This is a genomic window from Novosphingobium aureum (assembly GCF_015865035.1).
Lineage (GTDB): Bacteria > Pseudomonadota > Alphaproteobacteria > Sphingomonadales > Sphingomonadaceae > Novosphingobium > Novosphingobium aureum.
On sequence record NZ_JADZGI010000001.1, the window covers coordinates 1,445,979 to 1,472,018 of the forward strand.

Here is a 26,040-nt window from a genome sequence, read left to right on the forward strand (position 1 = left end):
CCTGGCGACGAGCAGCGGTTATTCGACGGTTACGCTCTTGGCGAGATTGCGCGGCTGGTCGACGTCGGTGCCCTTCACGCAGGCGACGTGATAGGCGAGCAACTGCACCGGCACGGCATAGACCAGCGGTGCGATCAGGGGATGGACCTTGGGCATCTCGATCGTCGCCATGCAGCCTTCGCCGGCCTCGGCAATGCCCTCGGCATCCGAGATCAGCACCACCTTGCCGCCGCGTGCGCGTACTTCCTGCATATTGCTGACGGTCTTTTCGAAGAGCGGGCCCGAAGGGGCGAGCACGATCACCGGCACGGCATCGTCGATCAGCGCGATGGGGCCGTGCTTCATCTCGCCCGAGGCATAGCCTTCAGCATGGATATAGCTGATTTCCTTCAGCTTGAGCGCGCCTTCGAGGGCAAGTGGGAAGTCCGGTCCGCGGCCAAGGTAAAGCACGTCGCGCGCCGGGGCGATGAGGTGCGCCATCTGCGCGATCTCGTCGTCGTGAGCCAGCGCGGCGTTGAGGCAGGCCGGGGTCTCGACGAGATGGCGCACCACCTCGGTCTCCTCGGCGCGGTCCATACGCCCGCGCAGCACCGCGAGGCGCGCGGCGAGGGCGGCGAGCACGGCAAGCTGGCAGGTGAAGGCCTTGGTCGAGGCGACACCGATTTCGGGACCGGCGTGAGTCGGGAGAAGAAGGTCGGCCTCGCGCGCCATGGTCGAGGTCGGCACGTTGACGACGACCGCGATGGTCTGGCCGTTCGCCTTGCAGTGCTTGAGGGCCGCGAGCGTGTCGGCGGTCTCGCCCGATTGCGAGATGAACAGCGCCAGCCCGCCCGGCTCCAGGACGGGATCGCGATAGCGAAACTCGGAGGCGACATCGATGTCGACCGGGATGCGCGCGAAGGTCTCGATCCAGTACTTGGCAACCATGCCCGCGTAATAGCTGGTACCGCAGGCGACTACGGTGATGCGGTTCACCTGGCCAAGGTCGAAGTCCATCTGCGGCAGGGTGACCGACTGGGTTACCTGGCGAATGTAGCTGGAGAGCGTCTGCGCCACCACAGTCGGCTGCTCGAAGATCTCCTTCTGCATGAAGTGGCGGTAGTTACCCTTCTCGATGGCGACGGCAGAGGCGCCCGAGTGGACGATCTCGCGCTCGACCGGCGTGTTGTCGGCATCATAGATCTGCGCGCCCTCGCGGGTGATGACGACCCAGTCGCCTTCCTCGAGATAGGCGATGCGCTGGGTCAGCGGGGCGAGGGCGAGGGCGTCCGAGCCGAGATAGGTCTCGCCATCTCCGTAGCCGACGACCAGCGGCGAGCCGAGCCGGGCACCGATCAGCAGTTCGGGGTGGCTGCGAAAGGCAATTGCCAAGGCGAAGGCGCCGCGCAGCTGCGGCAGCACCGCACGCACCGCGTCCTCGGGGGAGAGGCCAGCCTCGACCTGCTCGGAGACGAGGTGCGCGACGACCTCGGTGTCTGTCTGGCTCTCGAAGCTGCGACCGCGCGCCTCGAGCCCTTCGCGCAAGGGACGGAAGTTCTCGATGATGCCGTTGTGGACGAGGGCGAGCGAGCCGGTGGCGTGGGGATGGGCATTGGCCGTCGTCGGCGCGCCGTGGGTTGCCCAGCGGGTGTGTGCGATGCCGGTCGTGCCTGCCGCGGGTTCTGAGGCCAGGGTGCGCACGAGGTTCATCAGCTTGCCCTCGGCGCGGCGGCGGATCAGCTGGTCATCGTCAACGGTGCAGATGCCCGCGCTGTCGTAGCCGCGATATTCCATCCGCCGCAGGCCATCGACCAGACGGTCCGCGACTTCTTCCTTGCCGACGATGCCGATAATTCCACACATTGCGCGCCTCAACCTTCATGCCGGCGTTGAACCAGAGGGAGCGAACCCTCTGTCGACCCGCGATAAAGATCAGCGGGCCCGGCTTCCAGCAAAAGATTTCAGGCCTGCGGTGCGACGGGCTCTTCCTCGATCGTGCGGCGTGCGAGCGAGACCCTGACCGGGCCCGGATGGCGCTCTTGCGCCTGCAGCTGGCGCAGGCGACGGGCAGCTTCGCGCCGCCGCTCGGCACGCGAGGCTCCGGTAGCGAAGAGCGCGATCGCAAGGAGCAAGAGGCCCGAGAGCGTATTGATGTTGCCGATCAGGGCGACGTCGTTGGTGGCGCAAACCATCAGTCTGGTGTCGACGCCCTCTGCCGGGAGCTGACCCGGGCAGGGCTGGCCATAGAGCCAGGACAGTGCGGTGCCGAAGACGAAGCATGCGGCGAAGCCGACCCATGCCCCAATTCGCACAATGCGACCAAATCCCTGATTCCACGACATGACCGGGGGGATGCGCGCGAGAAGTTAAGCATTCGTTGAAGCTTCGAAGGGCTGAACGGATTGTAATGGACACCGGCTTTACGGGCCCGGTTCAGTCGCCGTCGATGAGGTCGCCCAGGCTGCCCAGGATCGAGCCTTCGCCCCGGTTTTGTCCGCCCCGCGAACCCGCCGCGGCGAGCATGCGTCCGGCGAGGCGCGAGAAGGGCAGCGACTGTATCCAGACCTTGCCCGGCCCGCGCAGCCGCGCGAAGAAGATGCCTTCGCCGCCGAAGAACATCGACTTGACCGATCCCGCGCGCACGAGATCGAAGTCGACGCTTTCGGTGAAGGCGGCGACGCAGCCGGTGTCGACGTGCAGTTCCTCGCCCGGCGCCAATTCGCGCTCGACCACGGTGCCACCCATCTGCACGAAGACCCAGCCGTCGCCGTCGAGGCGCTGCATGATGAAGCCTTCGCCGCCGAACAGGCCGGTCATGATCTTCTGCTGGAAGTGGACCCCGATGGAGACACCGCGAGCGGCGCACAGGAAGGCGTCCTTCTGGCAGATCAGGCGGCCGCCCACGTCATCGAGCTTGATCGGCAGGATCGCGCCCGGCACCGGCGCGGCGAAGGCGACCCGCGCCTTGCCGCGACCCTCGTGCGTGAACACGGTGGTGAACAGGCTCTCGCCGGTAACGAGTCGCTTGCCCGCGCCCAGCCGCTTGTCCATGAACCCGCCGCCCTGGCCACCCGAGCCGTCGCCGAACACGGTCGACATCGCGATGGGCGCATCCTTCCAGACCATGGCGCCTGCCTCGGCCACCGCACTTTCGCCAGGATCGAGCTCGATCTCGACGAACTGCAGTTCCTGGCCCTTGATCTCGAAATCGACGTCGTCGGCAATCGCGGCGCTGCGGCTGTGGCTCCAGGGGCTGTTCGGCACTACGGATTCTCCCGATTGGGGCAGTATTTTGCGATGCAACAATTGCGGCTTGCGACAATTTAAAACCCTGTGAAGTCAAAGGGCTGTCTTGCAAGTGTCACGTCATGGGATTCTGGTTGTTGCCACGTGGCTTGTCAAACCGCGTCTGTCGGATATTCTAGGCACTTAGACGATAGCTGCCTTAAGTTCACAAGTCCGCGCAAAGCAGGACTCCGGCAACGACCGGGACGGGGCGCATCGGATGGAGAGGATCGGGAATGGCAACTGCTTTTCTATCGACAGGTGTAATCCGTTCACGCGGCATGGCACTCGCGGCAATGCTTGCCGGTGCCGCGCTCATCGTACCCACGAGCGGGGCGATGGCGCATGGTGAGGCGCTGGTCGATCAGGGCCGGGCGACGCAGGTCGCTGCTGGAAGCTTCGTGCCAAGCACCGCTATAGTGACCGTGACGGCCTCGCGCGCGGCGATGCGTGAGCAGATGCAGGCGGACCTCTCCAAGGGCTTCGACCAACTGCGCCGGGGGCGGCAGGAAGCCGCGCTCAAGTCCTTCAACAAGGTGATCCGCGCTGCAGACGCTTCGCTCGCCGGTGACAGCCGCCCGCGCCGCTGCCTCGCAGATGACGAGGTGCTTTCCGGCGAACCGGGCCTTGCCGGTGTCGATGGTGCCCTGTGCGAGGCGCATTTCGGGCGCGGTTATGCGCTCATCGACCTGGGTCGGGGCGATCTCGCCGAGGTTGACCTGCGTGCAGCAACCGAAATGGCACCGCAAAATGCGCATTTCGCCAACGAATACGCCGAGCTCTTCAAGTCCCGTCGCGATTGGAAGAGCGCCTACGCCCTGTTCGAGAAGGCCTGGACCGTCGCGGACCATACGCCGGGCAGTCCCGATGCCGACCTTGCCGCACGTGCGCTGCGCGGGATGGGCTATGCCAAGGCCCATATGGGCGACTACGCGGCGGGCGAGGAACTGCTCGAACGCTCGCTTGCCTTCGAACCCGACAGCAAGGCCGCCAAAGTTCAAATGGCCCAGATCGCCAAACTAAGAGCCATCGGGTCCTGATCCACGCCGTAAGGGTGGGGCGGGTGCAAGGACGGATGAAGGCGCGCTGGAGTGCCTTTTTCCGTCCTTCCCTGTTTCTGAGCGGACAGGGAGGACCGCAAGGTGCTGGAATACCTTGTGGTCCGGCAAGGAATGGCGGGGCTACCGGGGGCGCTTGAAACCTCCGGCGCGCATCGCCTTGTCAGCCTTCTGATTTTTTCTTCTTCATCGCGTCGTGGAAGCGGTCGGCCCAGCCGGGCTTGACCAGCTGCTCGCCGCGCACGAGGCGCAGTTCGCCATCGGCAACGTTGCGGGTGACCGCGCTGCCTGCAGCGACGATGGCGTCGGCACCGATCTTGACCGGTGCGATCAGCGCCGAGTTCGAACCGATGAAGGCGCGCTCGCCGATCTCGGTCTTGTACTTGAAGTAGCCGTCGTAATTGCAGGTGATCGTGCCCGCACCGATGTTGGCGCCCGCACCAATGGTCGCGTCGCCGAGGTAGCTGAGATGGTTGGCCTTGGCTCCTTCGCCGAGCACGGCTTTCTTGATTTCAACGAAGTTGCCGACCTTGGAATTGCGGCGAAGCACCGCGCCGGGACGCAGGCGCGCATAAGGGCCAATGGCAACGCCGCTCTCTAGCGTCGCGCCCTCGAGGTGCGAGAATGCGTGGATGGTGACGTGATCGGCGACGCTGACGCCGGGCCCGAAGACCACGTTGGGCTCGATCGTGACGTCGCGACCGATCTGCGTGTCCCAGGCGAAGAACACGGTCTCGGGCGCGATCAGCGTCGCGCCGTCGGCCATTGCCTGTTCGCGGCGGCGCTGCTGCCAGCGACCTTCCGCGGCGGCGAGCTCGGCGCGGCTGTTGATACCCCCGACCTCGTCGGGATCGTCGGTGACGATAACCGCGCAAGTACGCCCTTCGAGATTGGCGACATTGACGATGTCGACGAGGTAGTATTCGCCCTGGGCATTGTCGTTGCCGATCTTCGACAGCAGGTCGAACAGGTCGGCCGCACGCACGGCCATGAGGCCCGAATTGCACAGGCGACAGGCGCGCTGCTCTTCGGTCGCATCCTTGTATTCGACCATCATCGCGATGCGCCCGTCCTCATGCGCGAGCACGCGGCCATAGCGCAGCGGGTCCTCCGGTTCGAAGCCGAGCACCACGACGGCGGGGGCATCGTCTTCGTGCAGACGCGCGATCATCGCCTGCATCGTCTCTGCGCGCACGAAGGGTACGTCGCCGTAGAGGATGAGCACGTCGCCCTCGAACCCGGCGAGCGCCTCTTGCGCCTGCTGCACGGCATGGCCGGTGCCCAGCTGCGGTTCCTGCACCGCGATCGTGGCGCGCTCGCCCAGCGCGGCCTCGAGCTGTTCGCGTCCGTGGCCTGCGACCAGTACCGTGCGTTCGGGCGCAAGCTGCGCGGCATTGGCGAGCAGGTGCTCGAGCATTGGGCGTCCGGCGACGGGGTGGAGGACCTTGTGCAGGTCGCTCTTCATGCGCGTTCCCTTGCCGGCGGCGAGGACGACGATGGCGGGCGCGGCGAGCGACGAATTGTCAGAGTTCATAAGTGTCACTTGCCAGCAAATTGTTGCAGTTTCCACACCGAGCCTGCACAGGCTGGGGAATGCGTGGATTTCCTTTTGATATCGTCGGTTTCGACCTCGACGGAACGCTTCTCAACACCGAGGGTGACCTTGGCGCGGCGGTCAATCACGCCTTGGCGCTCGAAGGTCGCACTGCGATCCCCGCTAATGGTGTGCGCGAGCTTGTCGGGGGCGGTGCGAAGAAGATGCTGGGGCGCGCGCTGGAGGTCACCGGCGGTCCGGTCGATCCGGTGCGCTTCGAGGAACTGCATCAATCTCTCCTTGGATATTATGAGGATAACATCGCGGTCGAGACCTGCTTGTTCCCCGGGGGAGAGGCGATGCTCGACGATCTCGCCGCACGCGGTGTGCGTCTCGCGGTGGTGACCAACAAGCTTGAGCGTTTCGCAGTGACGATCCTCGACGCGCTCGGCCTTTCGCAGCGCTTCTTCACCGTGATCGGGGGAGATACGCTCGGGCCGGGGCGCGCCAAGCCTGCCCCCGATCTCATCCAGCTCATGCTCGAGCGCGCCGGGGTGGCGCAGGGCGAGCAGGCAAGCGCTGCCTATATCGGCGACACCACGTACGACACCCGCGCGGCGCAGGCGGCGGGGCTGCCCTGCGTGGTGGTCGGCTTCGGCTTCAACGACGGTGCGCCGCACGAGCTGGGCGGGACCGCGGTGATCGAGCATTTCGACGAACTCGTGCCCACGCTGGAGCGGATCGGGGCCTGATTTCCGCCATCTGCGGCCCTTGTCTCAGGGCACCTGTGCCTCGCGTGGCAGCACGGTGACCTCGAGCGCTGCATCGGGATCGAGATAGCGCAGCGCCTCGGCGCGCACGTCGAGCGCGGTGAGCTTTTCCAGCCTGCCCGCCGCCGCGAGGTAGCGCGCAATGCGACCTGGTTCGCTCTGCGCGCGATCGACCAGTGACATCCAGCCGCTGTTGGTCTTGAGCCCGTTCTGCAAGGCCTCGAGGATTGGCTGGCGCGCGCGGGCGAGGGTGTCGGCATCGACAGGTGCCGCGCGCAGGCTCTCCACCACCGAACGGATCGCACGGCGCGCCGCTGGCACGTCGGCGACGTCAAGCGAGGCGGTTACCGAGAACAGCCCGTAGTCCTTCCAGTGGCGCGAGAGCGAACTGGCGGCCGAGGGCGAATAGGCCTTGCCCAGCGCCTCGCGCAGTTCGTCGGTGAGTTCGACGCGCATGACCCGTTCGAGCAGTTCGAGCGCGAGTGCTTCGGTGGGATCGCTGTCGTCGCGGGTCGGCCAGGTCATGCGCAGGAGGGCCTGGTCGGCGGGGCCGTCGTGGCGCAGAACGCGCGGCGAACGGTCCTGCGTAAAGGTGCGGGCAGGTTGTCCGGAATGGTCGCGGAAGGCGGCCTCGCGTTCGGGCAGCGCGCCGAAGGTGCGCGCGACCTCGGCGATCACCTGATCCTCGTCGATGTCGCCGACGACCGCGATTTCGATTGCGCCGTGAGCAAGGCGATCGGCGATGTCCTCGCGCAGCTTCGCGAAGGTCAGTTCGCGGTAGGTCTGGACCGGCTGGAGGCTGAAGCGCGGATCGCCGTCCGAGAGGATGCGCCCGAGATCGGCCTGAAGCGCTGCGCCCGGCGTCGCGTGGAGCTTGGCGAAGGAGTTGTTCACCGCCTGCCTATACTGCACTTCGCCCTCGAGCCGGTAGCCGGGATCGGTGGCGAGCGCTGCAAGCAGTTCGAGCTGGAGTTCGAGGTCGCGCGGGGTGGTCTGCGCGCTGCTCTTGAAGCTCGCCGGATCGCTCTCGAAGGCGAAGCCGAGCGTGCGTCCGGCAAGGATCGTGTCGAGTGCATCGCGGCTGTGCTTGCCGAGCCCACCGAGCGGCAAGTAGCTGGCCATCTCGGTCGCCGCCGGATTTTCGGCGGTGTCGAGCATGTCGCCGCCGTCGATCGAGACCTGTACGCGGACCTTGTCCTTTTCCAGAGAAGTGCGGCGCAGGTTGAGCATGACGTTGTTGGCGAAGCGAACCTCCCGGATGCCGAGCTGTCGTTCGACGTGGTCGGAGACCACGCTGCCTGCCCGCCCGAAATCGGTATAGGCGAAGGCCTCGGTAGTGCGCGTATCGGCTTCGGGGAGCGGCGCGCGCATGGCATCGCGCCAGGCCTTGCGCAGTGCGTCCTTGCCGCCTTGAGGGGCATAGCGCCCCTCGAAACGCAGCAATGGGTCCTTGAGCGGCACCGCTTCCTCGCTCATCGCCTTGAGGACTGCTTCGGGCGTGATGTAGGGCGCGAAGGCCTTGAACCGGGCGAGGACCGTGTCCGGGGTCGAGGGGACCTGTCGCTCGGTGACGAGCGCGAGTGCCCCTGCGACGAGACCCGCATTGCTGCGCGTGTCGGCAGCGCCGGCTGCATCGACCAGCTGCGCGCGAATTGCCGCGACCTGTTCGGCGACTTCGGCCTCGGTAAAGCCGCGTTTCAGAGCCTTGCGGTATTCGCCCAATGCTGCGGCCAGACCCTCGCGCCACTTGCGATCGATCGAATCGACGATCAGCCGGGTCGCGCGCCCGGCCTCGAAGACGTCGCCCGTGCCGAAGCCTGCGCCGCGAAACGGCGGACTGGCGCTGCGCGAGAGGCTCTGCAGGCGACGGTTGACGATGGCGTAGCCGATCGTGCGCAGCAGCTTCTCCTGTCGGGTGGCAACGCTGTCGGGTTCGTCCAGATACTTGCCGCTACGCACCGCGGTGATCCGCTCGGACAGCGCCGGGTCGAGGTAGATTGCGGTACGTCCCTTGTCCTTGCGCGCGATCGGCCCCGCACCGGGCTGCGGTTCGGGCTGTTGTGGCGATGCCTGCCAGTCGTTGAAATGGCGGGTTATCGCCGCCTCGATTGCGGCAGCGTCGTAGTCGCCCACGACGATCAGCGTCACGTGCGCGGGCACGTATTCGCGCGCATAGAAGGCGCGCAAAGAGGCGGCGTCCGCCTTGTCCAGCGTCTCGGTCAACCCGATCGGAAAGCGGTGCGCGAAACGGGCCTCGGGATAGAGGAACTGCGTGGAGGCTACAGTATTGCGGTAGTCGAAGCTGTTGCGGTCGCGCATCTCTGAAAGGATCACCCCGCGTTCCCGCGTCACCGCCTCGGGGGCGATGGTCAGCTCGCTCGCGGTCTCGCGCATCAGCATCAGGGCGGTGTCGAGCAACTTGGGATCGTTGGTCGGCAGGTCGAGCTTGTAGACCGTGCGCTCGAACCCGGTCGAGGCATTGGTGTCAGCCCCGAAGGCCAGCCCGGCGCGCTCCAGCAGCGGGACCATCTGCCCCTCCGGCACACGGCGCGAGCCGTTGAAGGCCATGTGCTCGATGAAGTGCGCGTAGCCCTGTTCGGCTTCGGTCTCATCGAGCGAGCCGGTCGCGACGACCATGCGCACGATGGCGGTGCCGGCGGGCAGGGCATTGTGGCGCACGATGACGCGCACGCCGTTCGCCAGCGTCGAGAACCGGTAGTCGGGATCGACCGGGATGTCGCTCGTCTCGAAGGCCCAGCCGCTGGCACGCGCTGATGCAGCGCCGGTGGACTTGTCTTCGTTGGCGGGCGCGAGAGCGACAGCAGCGGGGGCGGCAGGGGCAGGGGCAGGGGCAGGGGCAGGGGCAGGGGCAGGGGGTGTTTCGTGCGCGGCCAGCGAAATCGGGGCCAGCGCGGCAAACAGGGCGAGCAGCAATCCTCTCATCACCAGATGAGTGCCCGAGCAGGGCAGGCTTGCCAAGAGGGCGTCGGGTGCGTGGTACGAAAGTTCTCCGGTCGTTCCGGGACTTGCAGGCAGCAAGGCGCGTATCCGGATGCACGAAGGGCGCCCTCCCGCCGGGAGGACGCCCTTCGTTTCGTCAGCCTTGCGTGCCGGGGCTTACTTGCCGCGCAGCTTGCGGTGCTGCGAGAGGTCGAAGACCTCGCTCGGGCCGTTGTCGTCCTGCAGCAGGCCGAGGCGGCGGGCGACTTCCTGGTAGGCCTCTTCCTCGCCGCCGAGGTCACGGCGGAAGCGGTCCTTGTCGAGCTTCTCGCCCGAGACCATGTCCCACAGGCGGCAGCCGTCGGGGCTGATCTCGTCGGCGAGGATCACGCGGCTGTAGTCGCCGTCCCAGATGCGGCCGAACTCGAGCTTGAAGTCGACGAGGCGGATGTTGATCGCGGCGAACATGCCCGCCATGAAGTCGTTCACGCGGATCGCCATGGCGGCGATGTCCTGCATCTCCTCGTTCGAGGCCCAGCCGAAGCACGCGATGTGCTCTTCGGCGACGAGCGGATCGCCCAGTGCGTCGTCCTTGTAGCAGTACTCGATCAGGGTGTGCGGCAGCATCTCGCCCTCGGGGATGCCGAGGCGCTTGGAGATGGAGCCGGCGGCCACGTTGCGCACCACGACCTCGATCGGGATGATCTCGACCTGGCGAACGAGCTGTTCGCGCATGTTGAGGCGGCGGATGAAGTGGTTGGGGACGCCGATGTGGTTGAGGCGCGTGAACACGTACTCGCTGATGCGGTTGTTGATCACGCCCTTGCCCTGGATCGTGCCCTTCTTCTGGGCATTGAACGCGGTGGCGTCATCCTTGAAGTACTGGATCAGGGTGCCCGGCTCCGGACCCTCGTAGAGGATCTTGGCCTTGCCTTCGTAGATCTGGCGGCGACGGGACATCGTGTGTGATCCTTGCACTGGTAAGCGTGTTCGAAATAGCAAACCCCGACGCCTTGCCGTCGCTTGCACGACTGCGCGGGCCGGGGCATTCGAGGCGAGCATATAGTGGATGCGGGGCCAAAATCAAACTGTCCCGGCAAAGGCCGCAAAAACTGGCGGGTCTCGGGGCGCAAAGGCTCAGGAAGCGGTGAATTCCTCGACGAGGTGACTGGCGGCAAGCGAGACCTCGTGCCAGGTCTGTGCGAAGCCTTCCGCTCCACCGAAGTAGGGATCGGCGACCGACCGACCTTGCATTCCCGGCACGTGGTCCAGCAGCAGATCAAGGCTCGCGTTGGCCTGCACGGGGCGGATCGCTTCGAGGTCCTCCAGGTTCTGCGTATCGAGTGCAAGGACATGATCGAAGCGGGTAAAGTCCGCCGCCGAGACCTGCCGGGCGCGATACTGGGAGATGTCTATGCCGTGGCGCTGCGCCTCGGCGCGCGCGCGCGGATCGGGCGCCTCGCCGATATGCCACGAACCGGTGCCGGCCGAGTCGACGGTGAGATGGACGCCCGCCGCTTCGGCTGCGTGACGAAGCGCCGCCTCGGCAAGGGGCGAGCGACAGATGTTTCCAAGGCAGACGAACAGGACGGAGCGCATTGGCGCATCGGGCAACCGTGACTGGAGAGAGGGCTTCGGCTCGGACATGCTCCCTGTTAGCGTCCGCTCGCGCCGACGTCACCCGCGCCGTTGCAGGCCCACCCGATCTGCACGCGCGGCTCTTGCGTCATCCAGCGCGCAGGAAATCCATGAAACGGCTGACCAGCGAGGGTTCGTCGAGCGGTTGGATCGGCCCGTGGATGCGCAGACGCTTGTTGGGATCGAGTGGCGCGCGGCTGGCGCCGTCGGGAGCGGGGGAAAGCGTCTTCCCGAGCGGGTGCGAGGAGCGCTGCAAGTCTGGGTTCTGGTGCAACATGGCCTGTCTTTCCGCCTTGACGAGATGGGGGGCTTGCCTGCGCCGGACCGGTTCGCCCTTGCAGGTCATCCACGATATTTCGCGAGTGCTTGCCTTCCGGCGCAGCGTACCCTCGGGCCTGGTCCGGCGAGTCCTTTGTGCTCGATCCTTCGAGACGAATGCCGCGCCGTTACGTCCTTTCTGGCGCAGGCCGCGTAACGCTTTTGTTACCGGCTACACTGCGGAAACGACGGAAGAGGACAGGCTGCGTGCGGTTGGCGTTCGAACAGGGCCTGCTGGTACGCGACAGTCTGTCAGCCGGTCTCTCAGTTCTCGCCCGAAACGGGTTGTACGCGCGTTGCACCGCTGTGCGCTTCCTGCGAAAGGCGCGTGATCATCGCCGAGACTTCGCTGCCCATGAAGGGCTTGGCGATCATCGGGCGCTGGGCATGGTTCTCGGGCAGATGCTCGCGGTCATAGCCACTGACGAAGGCAAAGGGCGTCGCGCGGGCGGCCAGTTCGTCGGCCACGGGCGTGATCCGCTCGCCGTTGAGGTTACCGTCGAGCAGCGCCACATCGGGGTTTTCGCGGGCAATCATCGACAGGGCCTGTTCGCATGAAGTCGCAGGGCCAAGGGGAAGCCCACCGGCATCCTCGATCTCCATAGCCAGTTCCATGGCCACCAGCGGTTCGTCCTCGACGATGAGCACCTTGAAGCCGGTGGTCGCGGCGTCGGGCCGGGCAGGCGCGGTGTCGCGAGTGCTTTCGCGAGCCGTGTCGTCTCCCTGCGCCGTCGCGGGGCCGGTCGCGGGAGCATCGCTGGCGACAGGCACGACCGGGAGAGGGTGCGCGCTATCCGGGGCGTCGTGCGGCGGCTCTCCTGCGCTGCCAGAGGTTTGCCTGGAGGTTTGTAGTGCAGGGGCGACCGGGATTGCAGCGCCCACGGCCAGTGCGGGCGCGTTCTGGCTGTGGGCCAAGCGGTCGTTATCGGCTTCGACCAGCGCAGCGGCGAGAGGCTCGCCAGAGAAACCGGGGGCTTGCATCGGCTCCCCGGGAGGAGAGACCCTGGCAAGGCCGGACATGTCCGGCATCCCGCCAGCGTCGCCCGCCGCCGGGGACCCCAGTGGCGCGGCGCCCGTTTCGTCGTTCTCGGCGCCGGTGCAAACCAGCGGCACTTCGAGCTGCCAGCTCACCCCTTCCAGAGCGAAGTCGGCGGTGATGTGGGCGCCGTCGGCAGCCATGCTTTCGCGGATCAGGGTCGAGCCGAAGCCGCGCTGTTCTGGGGCATGGACGGGCGGGCCGCCGCGTTCGGTCCAGGTCAGCACGAGCCAGTCCGCGCGCCGGTGCCAGCTCAGTCGCACGGTCCCGATCTCGTTCGACAGGGCGCCGTACTTGTGCGCGTTGGTGGCCAGTTCGTGAAGGATCAGCGAGAAGCGCAAGGCCAGTTCGGGTGGCAGGTTGACATCGCTGCCGTCGAGCACCAGCCGGTCTTCGCTGATTGCACCTATCGCGACCTGTTCGGCAACGAGACGGCGCAGGCTGGCGCTTTCCCATGTCGTCGCGCTGAGCAACGAATGCGCGCGAGAGAGCGCTTGGAGGCGACCGGTAAAGGCTTCCTGGAAATCCTTGGGCGAGCGTGCATGGCGCAGTCCCTGCGAGGCGATCGCCTGGACCGTGGCCAGCGTGTTCTTCACCCGGTGATTGAGTTCGCCGATCAGGAGGCGCTGGGTCTGCTCGGCGCGGCGCCGCTCGGTGACGTCGATCATCGAGAGCATGGTCCCCGCACTCTCCCGACCGTAGCCGGGCAGCGCGGTGCAGTACCATTCGCCCTCGCGCAGCATTCCGTCGGCGCGGCGGAAGCGGTGGTCCGTGACGAGACGCCCTTCCTCGCTGCCCAGCAGTTCGTGGATCGTGGCGATGAAGGGATCGCGATCCTCACTGGCGAGGAACGGCACGTCGGTGAGCTTGCGTCCGATCATGTCGTCCATCGAGAAGCCGATCGTACGCTCGGCGCCCTTGTACCAGCTTACGATGCGCAAGTCGGCATCGACCTCGATCGTGGCGAGCGGCGAATTGTCGCCATAGGCGCGCAGTCGGCCCAGCGCCATGCCGAGGGCGTCGCGCTGGTTCGCGATCTCGCGACGCTGGCGGGCGAGTTCGATGAAGACCGCGATCTTCGAATTGAGGATGGTGATGTCGAGCGGCTTGTGCAGGTAGTCGACCGCGCCCGTCTCGAAGCCGCGGAAGCGGCGCTGCTCGTCCTTGGCGATGGCGGTGAGGAAGATGATCGGCACGCCGCGGGTGCGCTCCGTTCCGCGCATCAGCTCGGCCAGTTCGAAGCCGTCCATCTCGGGCATCTGCACATCGAGCAGGGCGAGAGCGAAATCGTCGCGCAGCATCAGTTCGAGCGCTTCAAAGCCGGACTGGGCCGTGACCAATTCGACGCCGGGCTGGTCCAGCGCTGCCTCGAGCGCGACCAGGTTTTCCATCACGTCGTCGACGGCGAGGATTCTGAGCGGCTCATTCGGCAAGGGTGGCCTCCTGGACATTGAGGGAATTGCGGCGCCAGATTTTTGCATCGGGGGAGAACTCGGAGAACTGGTCGGCCTGGCTCGAGAAGTGGACGGTTTCGCGCGACCCCAGGCCGAGGAAGCCGCCGGGCGGCAGCGAGCGGGCGAACAGGCCGAAGGCCCGGTCCTGCAGGGCGCGGTCGAAGTAGATCAGCACGTTGCGGCTCGAGACAAGCTGAACCTCGGAGAAGACCGCGTCGCTGGCCAGGTTGTGATCGGCAAAGACCACGCGGCGGCGCAGGCTCGGATCGAAGCGCGCGACGCCGTAGCTGGCAGTGTAGTAATCCGAGAGCGATGCCTTGCCGCCTGCCTCGCGGTAGTTGCGCGAGAAGCCTGCGATCCGCTCGATCTCGAATATCCCCGCCTCGGCGCGGGCGAGTGCGGCGCGGTTGATGTCCGTGCAGTAGAACATCGTGCGCTCCTCGAGCCCTTCCTCGCGGAACAGGATCGCGAGCGAGTAGAACTCCTCGCCGTTGGCGCAGCCCGCCACCCATACCTTGATCGAGGGCCAGGTGCGCAAGTGCGGGATCACGTTCTCGCGGATCGAGCGGAAGTACTCCGGGTCGCGGAACATCTCGCTAACCTGGATCGTGAGAAAGCCGATCAGCTCGGGCAGGCACGAGGTGTCATGCAAGATGTGCTCGAGCAGCCCCGAAAGGCTGGACGATCCGAAATGCGCCTTGGCGCGCTCGAGGCGGCGTAGGAGCGAGGCGCGCGAGTAATCGCGGAAATCGTACTGGTAGCGCCGCCAGATCGCCTCGATCAGCAGGTCCAGCTCGATCTCTTCGAGTGTCTCGTCGGAGCGATGCAGCATCATCGCGGCATCCAGACCCTGACGAGGCTGAGCAGCTTGTCGATGTCGAGCGGCTTGGGCAGATAATCGTTCGCGCCCGCCTCGAGGCAGTCACGGTGATCGCGTTCCATCGCCTTTGCGGTCAGCGCGATGATCGGCAGGTTGGCCAGACCGTCCTGCTTGCGGATCTCGCGCATGCAGGTGAGCCCGTCCATCTCGGGCATCATCACGTCCATCAGGACGAGATCGATCGCGCGTCCGTCGCTGTCGGCGGCACGGGCCAGCTCATCGAGCGCCTCGAGACCGTTGCGTGCGATACGCACGTTGACCCCGTGCGGTTCGAGCACCGAAGTGAGCGCGTAGACGTTGCGGATGTCGTCCTCGACCACCAGCACCTGTCGCCCCTCCAGCGCGGCGTCGCGGCCGAGCGAGCGCACGATCAGCTGCTGCTTGTCGTCGGGCAGCTCGGAGACGACCTGGTGCAGGAACAGAGTGACCTCGTCGAGCAGGCGTTCGGGGCTCTTGGCGCCCTTGACGATGATCGACTTGGAATAGCGGCGCAGGCGCATTTCCTGCTCGGAGGAGAGGTCCGAGCCGGTATAGACGATGACCGGCGGGAAGCTGACCGTGTCGTCGCCCGAGAGACGCTCGAGCAGGTCGAGCCCGCTCATGTCGGGCAGGTTGAGGTCGAGCACCATGCAATCGAAGGTGCCCGAACCGAGGCTCTCGAGGCATTCCGCGGCAGAGTGCACCTCGACCGTCTCGACATCGCGCGAGGCGAGCAGCTGGTGGATCGCCTCGGCCTGGATGGCGTCGTCCTCGACCACCAGCACGCGGCGAAGGCGCTGGGCCATGCGTGCTTCGAGCCCTTCGAGCATGTCGACCAGCGTGTCGCGGCTGACCGGCTTGAACAGGTAACCCACTGCACCGCTTGCAAGGGCTGCGTGGTTGTCGTGGTCGGCCGAGACAATGTGCACCGGGATGTGGCGCGTGCGCGTGTCGCGCTTGATCCGGTCGAGCACCGAGAGCCCGGTGTGGTCGGGCAGGTGCATGTCGAGAATCACGGCCTGCGGCAGGTACTGGCGCGCGAGCAGCGCGCCTTCGTCGGCCGTGTCGGCGACGAGGCACTGGAAGCCGGTCTCGTGCGCGATGTCGGCGAGAATGCGCGCGAAGGCGGGGTCATCCTCGACGATCAGGATGACGCGCGAGTCTCCGGTGAGTACTTCACGGTCGTCGCTGATCGCGGTCCGGCGCGGCGCGGTGCTCTCGCCACCATTGTCGCTCGTGCGCGTTGCATCGCTCTCTCGCACCCGGCGCGGCGCGGCGCGCGAGCGGGAGAGGGCGCCGCTGCTGCGCTGCTCCCCGGTATCGGCAGGCTCGGCGAGGCGGACGGGAACGGTGAGGGTGAAAGCGCTTCCCTTGCCCGGCTCGCTCTCCAGAGTGATCTCGCCTCCGAGCAGCTGGGCAAGCTCGCGCGAAATCGACAGGCCAAGGCCGGTGCCACCATACTTGCGCGCGATGCCGCCATCGGCCTGGCGGAAGGCCTCGAAGATCGCCTCGCGCTGGTCTTCGGGAATACCGGTGCCGGTATCGCGTACGGTAAAGGCTATCTGGTCTTCGCTCGCCGGTGCGGTCTCGATCGCGACATGACCCGAAGCGGTGAACTTGAGGGCGTTCGACAGGAAGTTCTTGAGAACCTGTTCGAGCCTGAGCGGATCGGTGCGGATGACCTGCGGGGTGGTCTCGTCGCGCTGGATGAGCAGGTCGATGCCCTTTTCCGCCGCGGTCGGCGCGAACGTGTCGCGCAGCTTCGCGAGCAGGTCGCCGACCGGCATGTCGTGGGCGTCGAGCTCGAGGTGCCCGGCCTCGATTTTGGAAATGTCGAGCACATCGTTGATCAGCACGAGCAGGTCGTTGCCCGAGGTCTCGATGGTCTGGGCGAAGCGGACCTGGTCCTCGGTGAGGTTGCGCTCGCGATTGTCGGCGAGCAGCCGGGCCATGATCAGCAGCGAGTTGAGCGGGGTGCGCAGCTCGTGGCTCATGTTGGCGAGGAATTCCGACTTGTAGCGGCTCGCCTCTTCGAGCTCTTCGGCCTGCTTGCGCAGGCGCGCCTGAACGCGCGCCATCTCGTCGCGCTGGGCCTCGAGCGAGGTAGCCTGTTCCTCGAGCTGCGCGTTTGAGCGCTCCAGTTCGGCCTGCTGGTCCTCGAGCTGGGCCTGCGACTTCTGCAATAGGCGGGTCTGAGCCTCCAGCTCGTCGTTGGTGGCGCGCAGTTCCTCACCCTGGTTCTGCAGCTCCTCGGCCTGCTGCTGGGTCTCGGACAGCAGGCGTTCGAGGCGGGCGCGATACTTGGCCGCGCGCAGCGTCACGCCAAGGTTCGCGCCGATCTCCTCGAGGAATTCGCGGGCGTCCTCGGGACGCGCGCGCGGGTCCGAGAGGAAGCCCATCTCGATCACGGCATTGACTGCGCCATCCACCCGAGCAGCGGAGAAGACGAGGGTGTCGGGCGTTGCCCGCCCAAGCGCCGAGCCGAAAGTGAAATAGCCCGGGGGTACATCGGTGAGGATGCGGCTCTCGCCGTCGCCGAGCACTTCGCCGAGAAGACCATCGCCGCGGGCAATGGTGTCGGGCAGACCTGCTTCGGGCGGGACGCCGTAACTGGCGGCGCGGCGGAACGTGCCTTCTTCGTTGACGTAGATGACGGCAGCGGCTGCGCCGTAGCGCCGCGCGATGAAGCCCAGCGCGCGGTTACCCAGTTCGCCCAGTTCGAGATTGCCCGCGATCTCGCGCGACAGCTCGGTCTCGGCCTCGCGCATCAGTTGGTGTTCGCGATTGGCCTTGCGGAACGAGATGAAGGCCATGCCGATGCCCGAGAGCAGCAGGTTGGTGACGCAGGCGAGGGTGCGGTTGAGCAGGGCGACCGCATCGGCAATGCCATCGGGGGCGAGCACGTAGCCGAGCACGATCAGCACGGTTGCCGCCGCCGCTGTTGCCAGCGGCACGAGCCGGTTCGGCGCGAGATAGGCGATGACCGTCGGGATCAGGTAGGCGACCCAGGTCGCGGTCCCGAGTGGGAAGGTCGAGTCGGCCAGAAACGTCAGGCCAAGCAGGACAAAGAGCAGGATGTAGAGAAGGGGCTTCGATTCCAATGCGCGCGCGGTCGCCATCAATAACTCTCTCGGGGCAAGCCCTGTGCAACAGGGCGGTGCCGGATTGTCATTGCGCACGCCCCCTTAAATGGAGCTACGAACGTCGTAAGTTGCCATTGGTTCCGGAAAAATTTTCCCGTGTTCGTTTTCCGGGCGCAAGGGGGGGTGCGCGGCCTGGAGAATGGCAGTCTTGCGTTATTTCGTCAGGCCGAGCGCGCCACGATCGGCACGCGCGGCAGCCAGGTCGGTGCGCGCACCGGCGATGCGGGCCATAGCCTCGATCAGCTTGACCTGTGCATCGGTGGCGGTCTCCTCGCGCTGGTTGACGAGAAAGAAATCGCTTGAGCCCAGTTCGAAGCGGCGGCGCTCCGCCACGGCGAGACGGCGGGCGAGGTCGCGCTCGCGCGTGGAGGTATCGACCAGTCTACGCGCACCCTCGACCGCGATGCCGAGACCGGCGACCTCGGCGCGGATCTGGTCGCGCAGGTAGTCCTGCTTGATCGAGAGCTCGTCGATCTTGGCCTCGGCCTCGGCAAGCTTGCCGCGTGCGGCGCGATTCTGAAGCGGGACGGTGAAGCGAAAGCCCAGCTTGACCTCGAAGGGGGTACGGCTGGACCCGCCAAGACCTTCGGCGCCGATGTCCTTGCCAGCTTCGCCGAAGGCATCGAGGCGCGGGCGCAGGTCGTTCTCGGCAAGCGCCAGCCCGGTCGTGGCCTGGTCGATCTGTTCGAGCAGGATCTGCATGTCGGGCCGGTCCTCGATGGTGAAGTCGGCATCGAGCGCCATCGCTGAAAAGGCGCCGATGCTCTCGGGCAGACGCTCGGGGCCGACGATGCGAGGGGTGCCGTTGGCATCGCGATAGTAAAGCGAGAGGCCGTTGGCAGCAGCGCGGAAATCCTGTTCGGCCTGCACCACCAGCGCAGTACGCTTGACGAGGTTCTGCTCGTTCTCGACCAGCAGGATCTCGGGCCGTGCACCCAGTTGCACCTGCCGCGTTATCGCCCGGTTACGGGTTTCGGCCAGGGCGAGAAGCTCCTCGTAGGCGCGCAGCTTGAGCCCGGCGCTGACCCATTTCTGGTAGGCGGCAGCGGCGCGGGCCTGGACCCCGATCGCAGTGGCCTGCGCCTCGAAACGGGCGATGTCGATGTCGTTGGCCGCGAGCATGGTCTTGGAGCGGCGCGCGTCGATCAGGCGGTCGCGCAGCAGCGAATAGAGCGCGCCGACCTTAAGTTCGCCCAGCTTGTTGGTGTATTTCTCGTCCTCGTAGACCGGGAAGCTGCCGCGCGATGCACGGTACTTGCCATAGACGTAGCCGCCATTGGTGGAGAGCGGCTGCTTGGCTTCGCCATGGACTTCGCTGCCATCGTAATAGCCCTCGACACGGCTTGTGCCCTCGGCCGAGAACACCGTGTCGAATGCCCCCTGCGCCGAGAGCGCGCGGGCTTCGGCCTGCCGGGTGCGGGTGAGGGCGGCGATGATCTGCGGGGCGGTCGCCGCCGAGGCATCGAGCACCTCGTCGAGCGTGAGGACGCCCTCGCTCGGGCCGTAGTCGACCGGGCCGGCCGCAGCGGCGGGCATGGCAGGCGTGGCCGCGGCGCTCGTGCTTTCCTGTGCAGCAAGCGGGGCGGCGGCGAGCAGCATGGCCGGAAGGCCAGCGCCGAGCAGGGCGGTCAGCAGGACGGAACGGCGCATGGTCACTTCTTGTCGGAAGACGAGGAGCCGCCTTCGGCGGGCTTGGGGTAATAGGCCGCCGCTGCTTCCTGCTGCCCGAAGTTAAGCGGAAAGTCGTTGAGCTGGCGCCACAATTCGTAGCCGACCGTGACCTGGTCGCCCTGAATCCAGCCCAGTACCTTGCTGCCCTGGCGGATGAAGCGCTGGTCAGGCCAGGGATGGGCACCGGGCTGGGGCTCGACCAGCACACGGAACAGCCCGTCGGCGCGCGGCGTGGGGTCGACCGTGCGTACGCGTCCGTCATAGATGCCCAGCGCGAAGGAAGGCCAGCCGCTGAACTGGATCGCGGGAAAACCCTCGAATTCGAGGCGGACCGCGCGGCCCGGCTCGACGAGCGGGATGTCGCGGCCATCGACGTAGATCTCGACAGCGCGCACGATTTCCTCGGGCGCGATCGTGGCGAGCACGGTGCCCGCGGAGATCAGCGCGCCGCCCGCTGCGGCGTTGAGTTGCTGCACGCGACCGCTGCGCGGTGCGGGCACGATCTGTGCGGACTGGCGATTGAGCTGGACTTCGATCTGCTTGAGCTTGGCGCGCGCCTCGGCGAGCTTTGCTTCCGCGTCGGCGACCTTGATTTGCGTCTGCTCGTAGTCGCGCCGCGCGGCGAGCCCTTCGGCCAGCAGCTGGCGGGTCCGTCCAACGTCGATGCTGGCGACCGCGCGTGATTGTTCGACCGCCGCGATCTGCGCCTCGACTTGTGCCTTCTCGGCAGCCAGGCGGGTGAGGAAATCGGGGTCGACGTCGACGACGCGCACGATCGGATCGCCTGCCTCTACATATTCGCCGTCATGGACGAAGAAGCGGTCGACCCGCCCGCTGACCAGCGAGGATACCTGGCGCGGACGGTCGTCGGGATCGAGCGAGGTGACTTGTCCGGGGCCCTGTGCGGTCTGCAGCCAGGGCACGAAGAGGATCGCGATCGAGAGAGCGATGCCAAGCACGATCAGCCAGCCGACGACGACTGTCACGCGCGGCGGGCGCAGGCTGGTGAGGCTTGGAAAGTGCAGCAGGTGGTCTTGATCGAGGGTCATCGGCGGTCCTCGCGCGCGGCGATGAAATCGCGCAGGGCGTCATGATTCGAAAAGCGTTCCTGCTCGCGCTCGCCCAGCCACATCCAGCCATCGAGTTCGAGCGCTTCGGGTCGACCGGTGCACAGCAACACCGTGGTCCCGGCTTCGCGCAGCACGGCGAGCGCGGCGCGCAGCCGCTCGATCGGCATCATGTCGTAAAGCTGCGAGAGGATCAGTACCTTGGGCTTGTTGAGCAGGGCATTGGCAAGCTTGAGCGCCATGACCTCGCCGATCGAGAGCGGCGAGCCCGAGCTGGCGAGCAGCGTGTCGAGGCCATTGGGCAGACTGGCGACGCGCCGGTCGAGGCCGACTGTCTCGAGCGCCTGCATCACGGGAGCGCCTTGCGTGCCCTGCGGCGCGCCGAGCGAGAGGTACTCGCGCATTGTCACCTCGACGATCGTCGGGCGATTGAGCACCGTGATCGCCGAGCGCAGCAGGAACATGTCGAAGGCGCCAAGCTCGCTGCCGCCCACCGATACGATGCCCTTTTCCGGTGTCAGGTGGCGCTTGAGCAGCAGTGCCACGCGGTTCTCGACCCCGGGTTCGGTCACGGCGATGACCTGTTCTCCGCTGGCCAGCTGGAGATCGAGGTGGATGCCGTCGCTTTCCACCTGATCTAGCCGCACAGCGCCGTCCTCGGGCATTGCACCCGAACGGTCGATGCGTTCCTGCGGGATCGAGAACAGCAAGGAGAGTTCCTCCGAGCTGGCGACGAGGTCGTAGAAGGTGTCGAGGTACCAGCCCAGCTGGTAGATGCCGTAGAACACGCCCGAGAGAATCAGCTCGGCCGCGACCAGCTGACCGATCGAGAGCTGTCCGGCAAGGATCAGGTTGCCCCCCAGCGCCAGCAGTGCCGAGCCGGCGAAGGCGTAGACGAGGAAGAAGCCGAGCGTCTGTGCAAAGCTGTAGCGAAAATAGCGTTTGTGCGCGGAGATGTAGTCGGCGGTAACCGCTTCGGAACGATCCATCGCAAAGCGCAGGTGGCGCGCCGACTTGTAGAAGCCGTTCGAAGCGCCCACGCTCTCGAGCCAGTGCGCGGCGTTGTGCTTGGCGTGGGAGAGGCCGACCGCACCGGTGATCGCCCCGCGCCGCCAAGCCAGCCAGATGCCGATGCAGGTGAGCAGCAGGATCAGGTTGAAGGCGAGGAAGAAGGGGTGGTAGAAACTTGTCACCGCCAGCCCGACCGCACCTTGCAGCACGATGGTGAAGGCCCCGATCACGAGGCTGGGCACCGACTTCTGCACGATCGCCATGTCGAAGTAGCGATTGAAAAGGTGACCCCGGCTCTCGTCCGAGAAGAACGGGTTCTGGGCATGGACCGCGCGCACGGTGACTTCGGCGACGACGCGCGCGAAGATGCGACGCTCGAAGATCGCCAGCAGGTATATGCGCAAGGCCGAGAGCCCGGCCACGATCAGCAGCAGCAAAAGCAGCACACCTGCCAGAATCCACAGTGGCGCCGCCAGTGCGGTACGCGCAACACTGTTGATCAGCAGTTGGACCGAAATCGGCGTCGCCAGCGACAGCAGGCTGATCGCCACGGTGTAGACGATCCCGACGTTTACATAGGAAGAATCGGGACCGACGATTTCCGAAAGCCAGGCCGCGGCCTGCCTGAACCCCAATCGTTCGTTCGCCAAGTCGTCATTCCTCCAACTCGCAAGGGCAACCTGCAATATCTCGCAAACCGGGCACGGTAGGATTCCGTTGTTCGCCGGTCGAGCAAGCGTGACCTAGTTGCGCAGCATGGCAAAGCAACAAGCGATGCCGTGCAGCAACGAAATGTCACCAACCAGGCACGTTATGTGATCGGCGCTGCGTTGCAAGAGGGCACAGCGCACCAGCATGGTGGCCTGCCGGTCGAAATTGGCACGAGCGATGCTGCAGTGCAGCGTGGGTGGCTCCGCGAAGCCGAGTACATGGCTCTTGGCAGGGCGCTGCGATCCAGACGTCATCCATCCCGTTTGCCGTCCGGCTCGTCGATACGGTCGGCGTGACAGGCAACCGACTGCCGTCTCATGCGTATCGCGTGCGTAGCTTGTGTGATTTTTACACTTAAGCGCCTATTTGAACACAAGCAGTTGAGCGCAAGTTCAGCCATTGCGCGAGGTTCGCTCAAACGGGCGGTCAGGCAATCGGCGGGCGTCAGGGAGAGCCGTCATGGTAAGGATGCAGACCTTTTCGATGGTCTATGCGAATGCCCGTTCGGGCCGGCGCGAGCGTCGAACATTCCGTGCAACCGACCTGAGCGATGCCTTCCTCCAGGTTCGCAATGCGGCGAGTGAGAGCGTCGTCGAACTGTGGAAGGGCAATACCTGCATCTCGATCCTCGGGCCGGACGACTAGGGTCTCGATCCTGAGGTCAAGCCTCGTAGCGGGCCTGTTGCTCCTGCAGGAAGGCCAGTGCCTCCGCGACGAGTCCGGTAGAAAGCGCGGCCCCTTTCGCCGGACGATATCTGGCGCGCCATGTGGCGATCGTCTCGGTGACCTCACGCGGCGAGTAGGGCTTTATCAGCCGGTTTCCGTCGCCGTCGGGCAACCATCCCTTGACCCAGGTCGAACCGTCGCGGGCGCGCCTGTACCAGTGCTCGGCGGCATTGTTCATCGTCTTGCCGCGCCATTGCGTCAGGCTGAACTTGCCAATCGTGTGGCGCTTGTCGGCGGGGTCGTTGTAACCTGCCGCGAGATTGTCGGCGATGATCCCGGTGCCGGACATCACGATGGCATGACCGCCCTTGGTGAAGGCGATGTTGCCGATCAGGCTGGTGTTGATTGCGTCGGGTCGGTCGGGGTCGGCCTTGCCGGTCTTGGTGTTGGTGTAGGTGCGGTTGAAGATCGGCGTGAATTCGGCGCCCTTGCCGATGAAGAACAGGTTGTTGAGGATCTCGATGTTCTCGATCCCGAAGACACCCTTGCGCGCGTTGTTGAACGGGAACATCTGCAGGCCGTCGCGATGCGTTGCCTTTGCGGGTGCGACATCCGGGGCGTCGTCGTCGGCGAAATCGTGAACCTGGTTCTTGGCGATGGTGCCGTTCTTGGAACCCACCACGCGGATGGCATCCTCGCCGATGCCGGAGATGTCGCACGAGACGATCTTGAACCCGTCGACCTCGAGCATGGTAATGCCAATGCGGGCGCGTTCGATGCGGGTATCGACCACCGCATGGCCAGAGCCACCGCGAACATAAATGCCGACGGTCGAATCCACCGGGACGACACCCGGCTCGCAGGTCACCTTGACGCCCTCGGCATGAAATCCGTCCGATCCCACGACCTGCACGCCGTGGTGGGCGCCGGTAATCACGGTAATACCGCGGCCGAGCGTTACGTTGTCGGCATTGGCGACCCGGCAGTAACGAATCTTGCCGTTGACGTAAGTCGTACCGGCTTTGAGATCGACGGCGTCTAGCGTGGCACCGGCAAGGTCTTGGGTCCTGGGCAAGGAAAGGCGGCTCCGCGTGTAGGGCCCGGACTGCCGCGCTGCGACAGGCTGGCGAGCCCTAGTGTTGCTAAGTGCCTGCCTTGATAGAGCATTGTGCGGGCCAAGGCGAGATGCCGCTCACCATGTGCGCGACGAGCGCCGCTTGCGGCACCCGGTGCCGGGGACGGGCGCACGACACGGTGCGCTCGTCCCCGTTCGGATCAGCCCGGCCGATCTTGGCCGTTGGGCTGGTTGGGAGTGCTGGGCCTCGACATCAGGCCACGAAGGCGAAGACGATCAGCGTGGCGATTGCAACCGGGGCAACGAAGCGGGTGAGGAACAGCCAGGTTCGGAAGGTCAGGCCTTCGGTCAGTTCCAGTTCGCCGCGGGTTGCCTCGCGCTTCATCACCCAGCCTGCGAAGACCGCAGTGAGCAGCGCACCTACGGGCAGCAGGATGTTCGAGGCGATGAAATCGGTGGCGCCGTAGATCGTCAGCTTCTCGAACAGAGGCAGGAAGGCCAGCGGGTGGAAGTCCGCGAGCAGGTTGAACGAGAGCACCGAGCCGATGCTGAGCACGAAGATTACCGCGCCGATCAGCGGGGCAGCGATCTTGCGGGGCATGCCGCGATGTTCCTCGGCCCACGATACCAGCGGTTCGAGGTTGGCGACCATCGAGGTCAGCGCAGCCGCGACCAGCAGCACGAAGAAAGCGATGCCGATTGCGCCGCCAAAAGCCATCGAGCCAAAGGCAATGGGCAGGCTCTGGAACACGAGGCCGGTACCCTCGCTCGGGGCCATGCCGCTGGTGAAGACGATCGGGAAGATGGCGAGGCCCGCCACCAGTGCGACGATGCTGTCTGCGGCGACGATGATCAGGGTGGAGCTGGGCACCTTGATATACTTGGGCATGTAGGCGCCATACGTCATCATGCCGCCCATCGCGACGCCGACCGAGAAGAACGCCTGTCCGATCGCCAGAAGGAAGGTCTGCGCGGTCACCTTGCTAAAGTCGGGTGCGAACAGGAACTGCGTCGCTGCGGCGAAGCCATCGAGCGTGGCGCCGTAGACAGCGAGCAGGATCAGGATCGCGAAGAGCAGCGGCATCAGGATCAGCGAAGCCATCTCGATGCCGTGGCTGACCCCGCGCCGGGTAATGAACACCGCAATGCCCAGCATGAGCAGGGACCAGCCGGCCAGACGCAGCGGCGAGGCCATCAGCCCGTCGAACACGACCTTCGAGGAATCCGCATCGAGCCCGGCGAAGCCGGTCGATACCGCACGCCACAGGTAGTCGGCGGCCCAGCCGGCGATGACCGCGTAGAAGGTGAGGATGAGGAAGGTGGCAACAAGTGCCACGACCCCGACGCCGGCCCAAGCCGGCTTGCCCCCGGCCTCGATGGCGTTCTTGCGCATTCCGGCCACGGGGCTCAATCCTGCGCGGCGCCCGATCAACAATTCGGCCGCGACCAGCGGCGCGCCGATGCACAGTACGACCAGCAGGTAGATGATGACGAACGCGCCGCCGCCGTTCTCGCCGGCAACATAGGGAAAGCGCCAGATATTGCCGAGCCCCACCGCGAAGCCGATTGCGGAAAGCAGAAAGGTGGTACGCGAACTCCATTGCTCATGGACTTTGCCGTCTACGGGCTGTGACAAGATCGATCCCTCCAGTGGCGGTGCGGCGGAAATCACGAGGATCGGGCAGTGCCTTGCCACCACCCCGTGGCGGCACTGCGCACCCGTCCGCATCGCGTTGTAAAAATTCCGCAACAAGTTAGATCGAATATGGTATACGATGTCAACAGGGCGATGTGTGGAATTTTCAGGCACCGCGATGCCGCGCTC

19 protein-coding genes are annotated in these 26,040 nt (G+C 65.8%); 3 read left to right on the top strand and 16 right to left on the bottom strand.

Translation table 11 applies throughout. The annotated features are described in order from the left end of the window. Positions 1–18: 18 nt before the first annotated feature. From glmS to I5E68_RS06820, 3 genes are all read right to left on the bottom strand, one after another. Positions 19–1,842, bottom strand: coding sequence for a glutamine--fructose-6-phosphate transaminase (isomerizing) (gene glmS, locus I5E68_RS06810; protein WP_197162331.1), 1,824 nt, complete (start codon positions 1,840–1,842; stop codon positions 19–21). Positions 1,843–1,940: 98 nt separating this feature from the next. Beyond that, positions 1,941–2,291, bottom strand: coding sequence for a hypothetical protein (locus I5E68_RS06815; RefSeq protein WP_197162333.1), 351 nt, complete (start codon positions 2,289–2,291; stop codon positions 1,941–1,943). Positions 2,292–2,412: 121 nt separating this feature from the next. Then, positions 2,413–3,243 carry a TIGR00266 family protein gene (locus I5E68_RS06820; RefSeq protein ID WP_197162335.1) on the bottom strand — a complete coding sequence of 277 codons (831 nt, stop codon included), beginning with the start codon at positions 3,241–3,243 and terminating at the stop codon, positions 2,413–2,415. A 257-nt stretch (positions 3,244–3,500) separates the two neighbouring features. Between I5E68_RS06820 and I5E68_RS06825 the strand changes: the two genes are divergently transcribed. Next, positions 3,501–4,304, top strand: a complete 804-nt coding sequence (locus tag I5E68_RS06825) for a tetratricopeptide repeat protein (RefSeq protein WP_228726870.1) — start codon at positions 3,501–3,503, stop codon at positions 4,302–4,304. A 181-nt stretch (positions 4,305–4,485) separates the two neighbouring features. Here I5E68_RS06825 and glmU read toward each other — a convergent pair whose 3' ends face one another. Next, the gene (gene glmU / locus I5E68_RS06830) at positions 4,486–5,856 is read right to left on the bottom strand and encodes a bifunctional UDP-N-acetylglucosamine diphosphorylase/glucosamine-1-phosphate N-acetyltransferase GlmU (protein WP_197162337.1); all 1,371 of its coding nucleotides are present in this window, start codon (positions 5,854–5,856) and stop codon (positions 4,486–4,488) included. Positions 5,857–5,915: 59 nt separating this feature from the next. Here glmU and I5E68_RS06835 point away from each other — a divergent pair, with 59 nt between their 5' ends. Then, the gene (locus I5E68_RS06835; RefSeq protein ID WP_197162339.1) at positions 5,916–6,608 is read left to right on the top strand and encodes an HAD-IA family hydrolase; all 693 of its coding nucleotides are present in this window, start codon (positions 5,916–5,918) and stop codon (positions 6,606–6,608) included. Positions 6,609–6,632: 24 nt separating this feature from the next. Here I5E68_RS06835 and I5E68_RS06840 read toward each other — a convergent pair whose 3' ends face one another. The 10 genes from I5E68_RS06840 to I5E68_RS06885 all read right to left on the bottom strand — a co-directional run bounded on the left by I5E68_RS06840 (position 6,633) and on the right by I5E68_RS06885 (position 22,413). Then, positions 6,633–9,569, bottom strand: coding sequence for a M16 family metallopeptidase (locus I5E68_RS06840; protein WP_197162342.1), 2,937 nt, complete (start codon positions 9,567–9,569; stop codon positions 6,633–6,635). Between the two features lie 174 nt (positions 9,570–9,743). After that, positions 9,744–10,526, bottom strand: coding sequence for a phosphoribosylaminoimidazolesuccinocarboxamide synthase (gene purC, locus I5E68_RS06845; protein ID WP_197162344.1), 783 nt, complete (start codon positions 10,524–10,526; stop codon positions 9,744–9,746). A 177-nt stretch (positions 10,527–10,703) separates the two neighbouring features. After that, positions 10,704–11,213, bottom strand: a complete 510-nt coding sequence (locus tag I5E68_RS06850) for a low molecular weight protein-tyrosine-phosphatase (protein WP_197162346.1) — start codon at positions 11,211–11,213, stop codon at positions 10,704–10,706. Positions 11,214–11,292: 79 nt separating this feature from the next. Beyond that, positions 11,293–11,481 (bottom strand): hypothetical protein, encoded by a 189-nt coding sequence (locus tag I5E68_RS06855; protein ID WP_197162348.1) that lies wholly within the window; start codon positions 11,479–11,481, stop codon positions 11,293–11,295. A gap of 305 nt (positions 11,482–11,786) precedes the next feature. Further along, positions 11,787–13,991, bottom strand: a complete 2,205-nt coding sequence (locus I5E68_RS20105) for a response regulator (protein WP_228726871.1) — start codon at positions 13,989–13,991, stop codon at positions 11,787–11,789. Then, positions 13,981–14,847, bottom strand: coding sequence for a CheR family methyltransferase (locus I5E68_RS06865; protein WP_197162350.1), 867 nt, complete (start codon positions 14,845–14,847; stop codon positions 13,981–13,983). Before I5E68_RS06865 ends, I5E68_RS20105 begins: the two co-directional genes overlap by 11 nt. Further along, complete coding sequence (locus I5E68_RS06870) at positions 14,844–17,990, bottom strand: response regulator (protein ID WP_197162352.1); 3,147 nt, start codon at positions 17,988–17,990, stop codon at positions 14,844–14,846. Before I5E68_RS06870 ends, I5E68_RS06865 begins: the two co-directional genes overlap by 4 nt. A gap of 177 nt (positions 17,991–18,167) precedes the next feature. Then, the gene (locus I5E68_RS06875) at positions 18,168–19,664 is read right to left on the bottom strand and encodes a TolC family protein (RefSeq protein WP_197162354.1); all 1,497 of its coding nucleotides are present in this window, start codon (positions 19,662–19,664) and stop codon (positions 18,168–18,170) included. 2 nt (positions 19,665–19,666) lie between these two features. Continuing rightward, positions 19,667–20,734 carry an efflux RND transporter periplasmic adaptor subunit gene (locus tag I5E68_RS06880; protein WP_197162356.1) on the bottom strand — a complete coding sequence of 356 codons (1,068 nt, stop codon included), beginning with the start codon at positions 20,732–20,734 and terminating at the stop codon, positions 19,667–19,669. Then, positions 20,731–22,413 (bottom strand): ATP-binding cassette domain-containing protein, encoded by a 1,683-nt coding sequence (locus I5E68_RS06885; protein WP_197162358.1) that lies wholly within the window; start codon positions 22,411–22,413, stop codon positions 20,731–20,733. The genes I5E68_RS06880 and I5E68_RS06885 overlap by 4 nt, the downstream gene beginning before the upstream one ends. Positions 22,414–22,933: 520 nt before the next feature. Here I5E68_RS06885 and I5E68_RS06890 point away from each other — a divergent pair. After that, complete coding sequence (locus tag I5E68_RS06890; protein ID WP_197162360.1) at positions 22,934–23,119, top strand: hypothetical protein; 186 nt, start codon at positions 22,934–22,936, stop codon at positions 23,117–23,119. A gap of 16 nt (positions 23,120–23,135) precedes the next feature. Here I5E68_RS06890 and I5E68_RS06895 read toward each other — a convergent pair whose 3' ends face one another. Beyond that, a complete protein-coding gene (locus I5E68_RS06895) occupies positions 23,136–24,215 on the bottom strand; it encodes a right-handed parallel beta-helix repeat-containing protein (protein ID WP_197162362.1) in 1,080 nt (359 codons plus the stop codon). A 253-nt stretch (positions 24,216–24,468) separates the two neighbouring features. After that, the gene (locus I5E68_RS06900; protein ID WP_197162364.1) at positions 24,469–25,851 is read right to left on the bottom strand and encodes a sodium-dependent transporter; all 1,383 of its coding nucleotides are present in this window, start codon (positions 25,849–25,851) and stop codon (positions 24,469–24,471) included. Between the last annotated feature and the right edge of the window lie 189 nt (positions 25,852–26,040).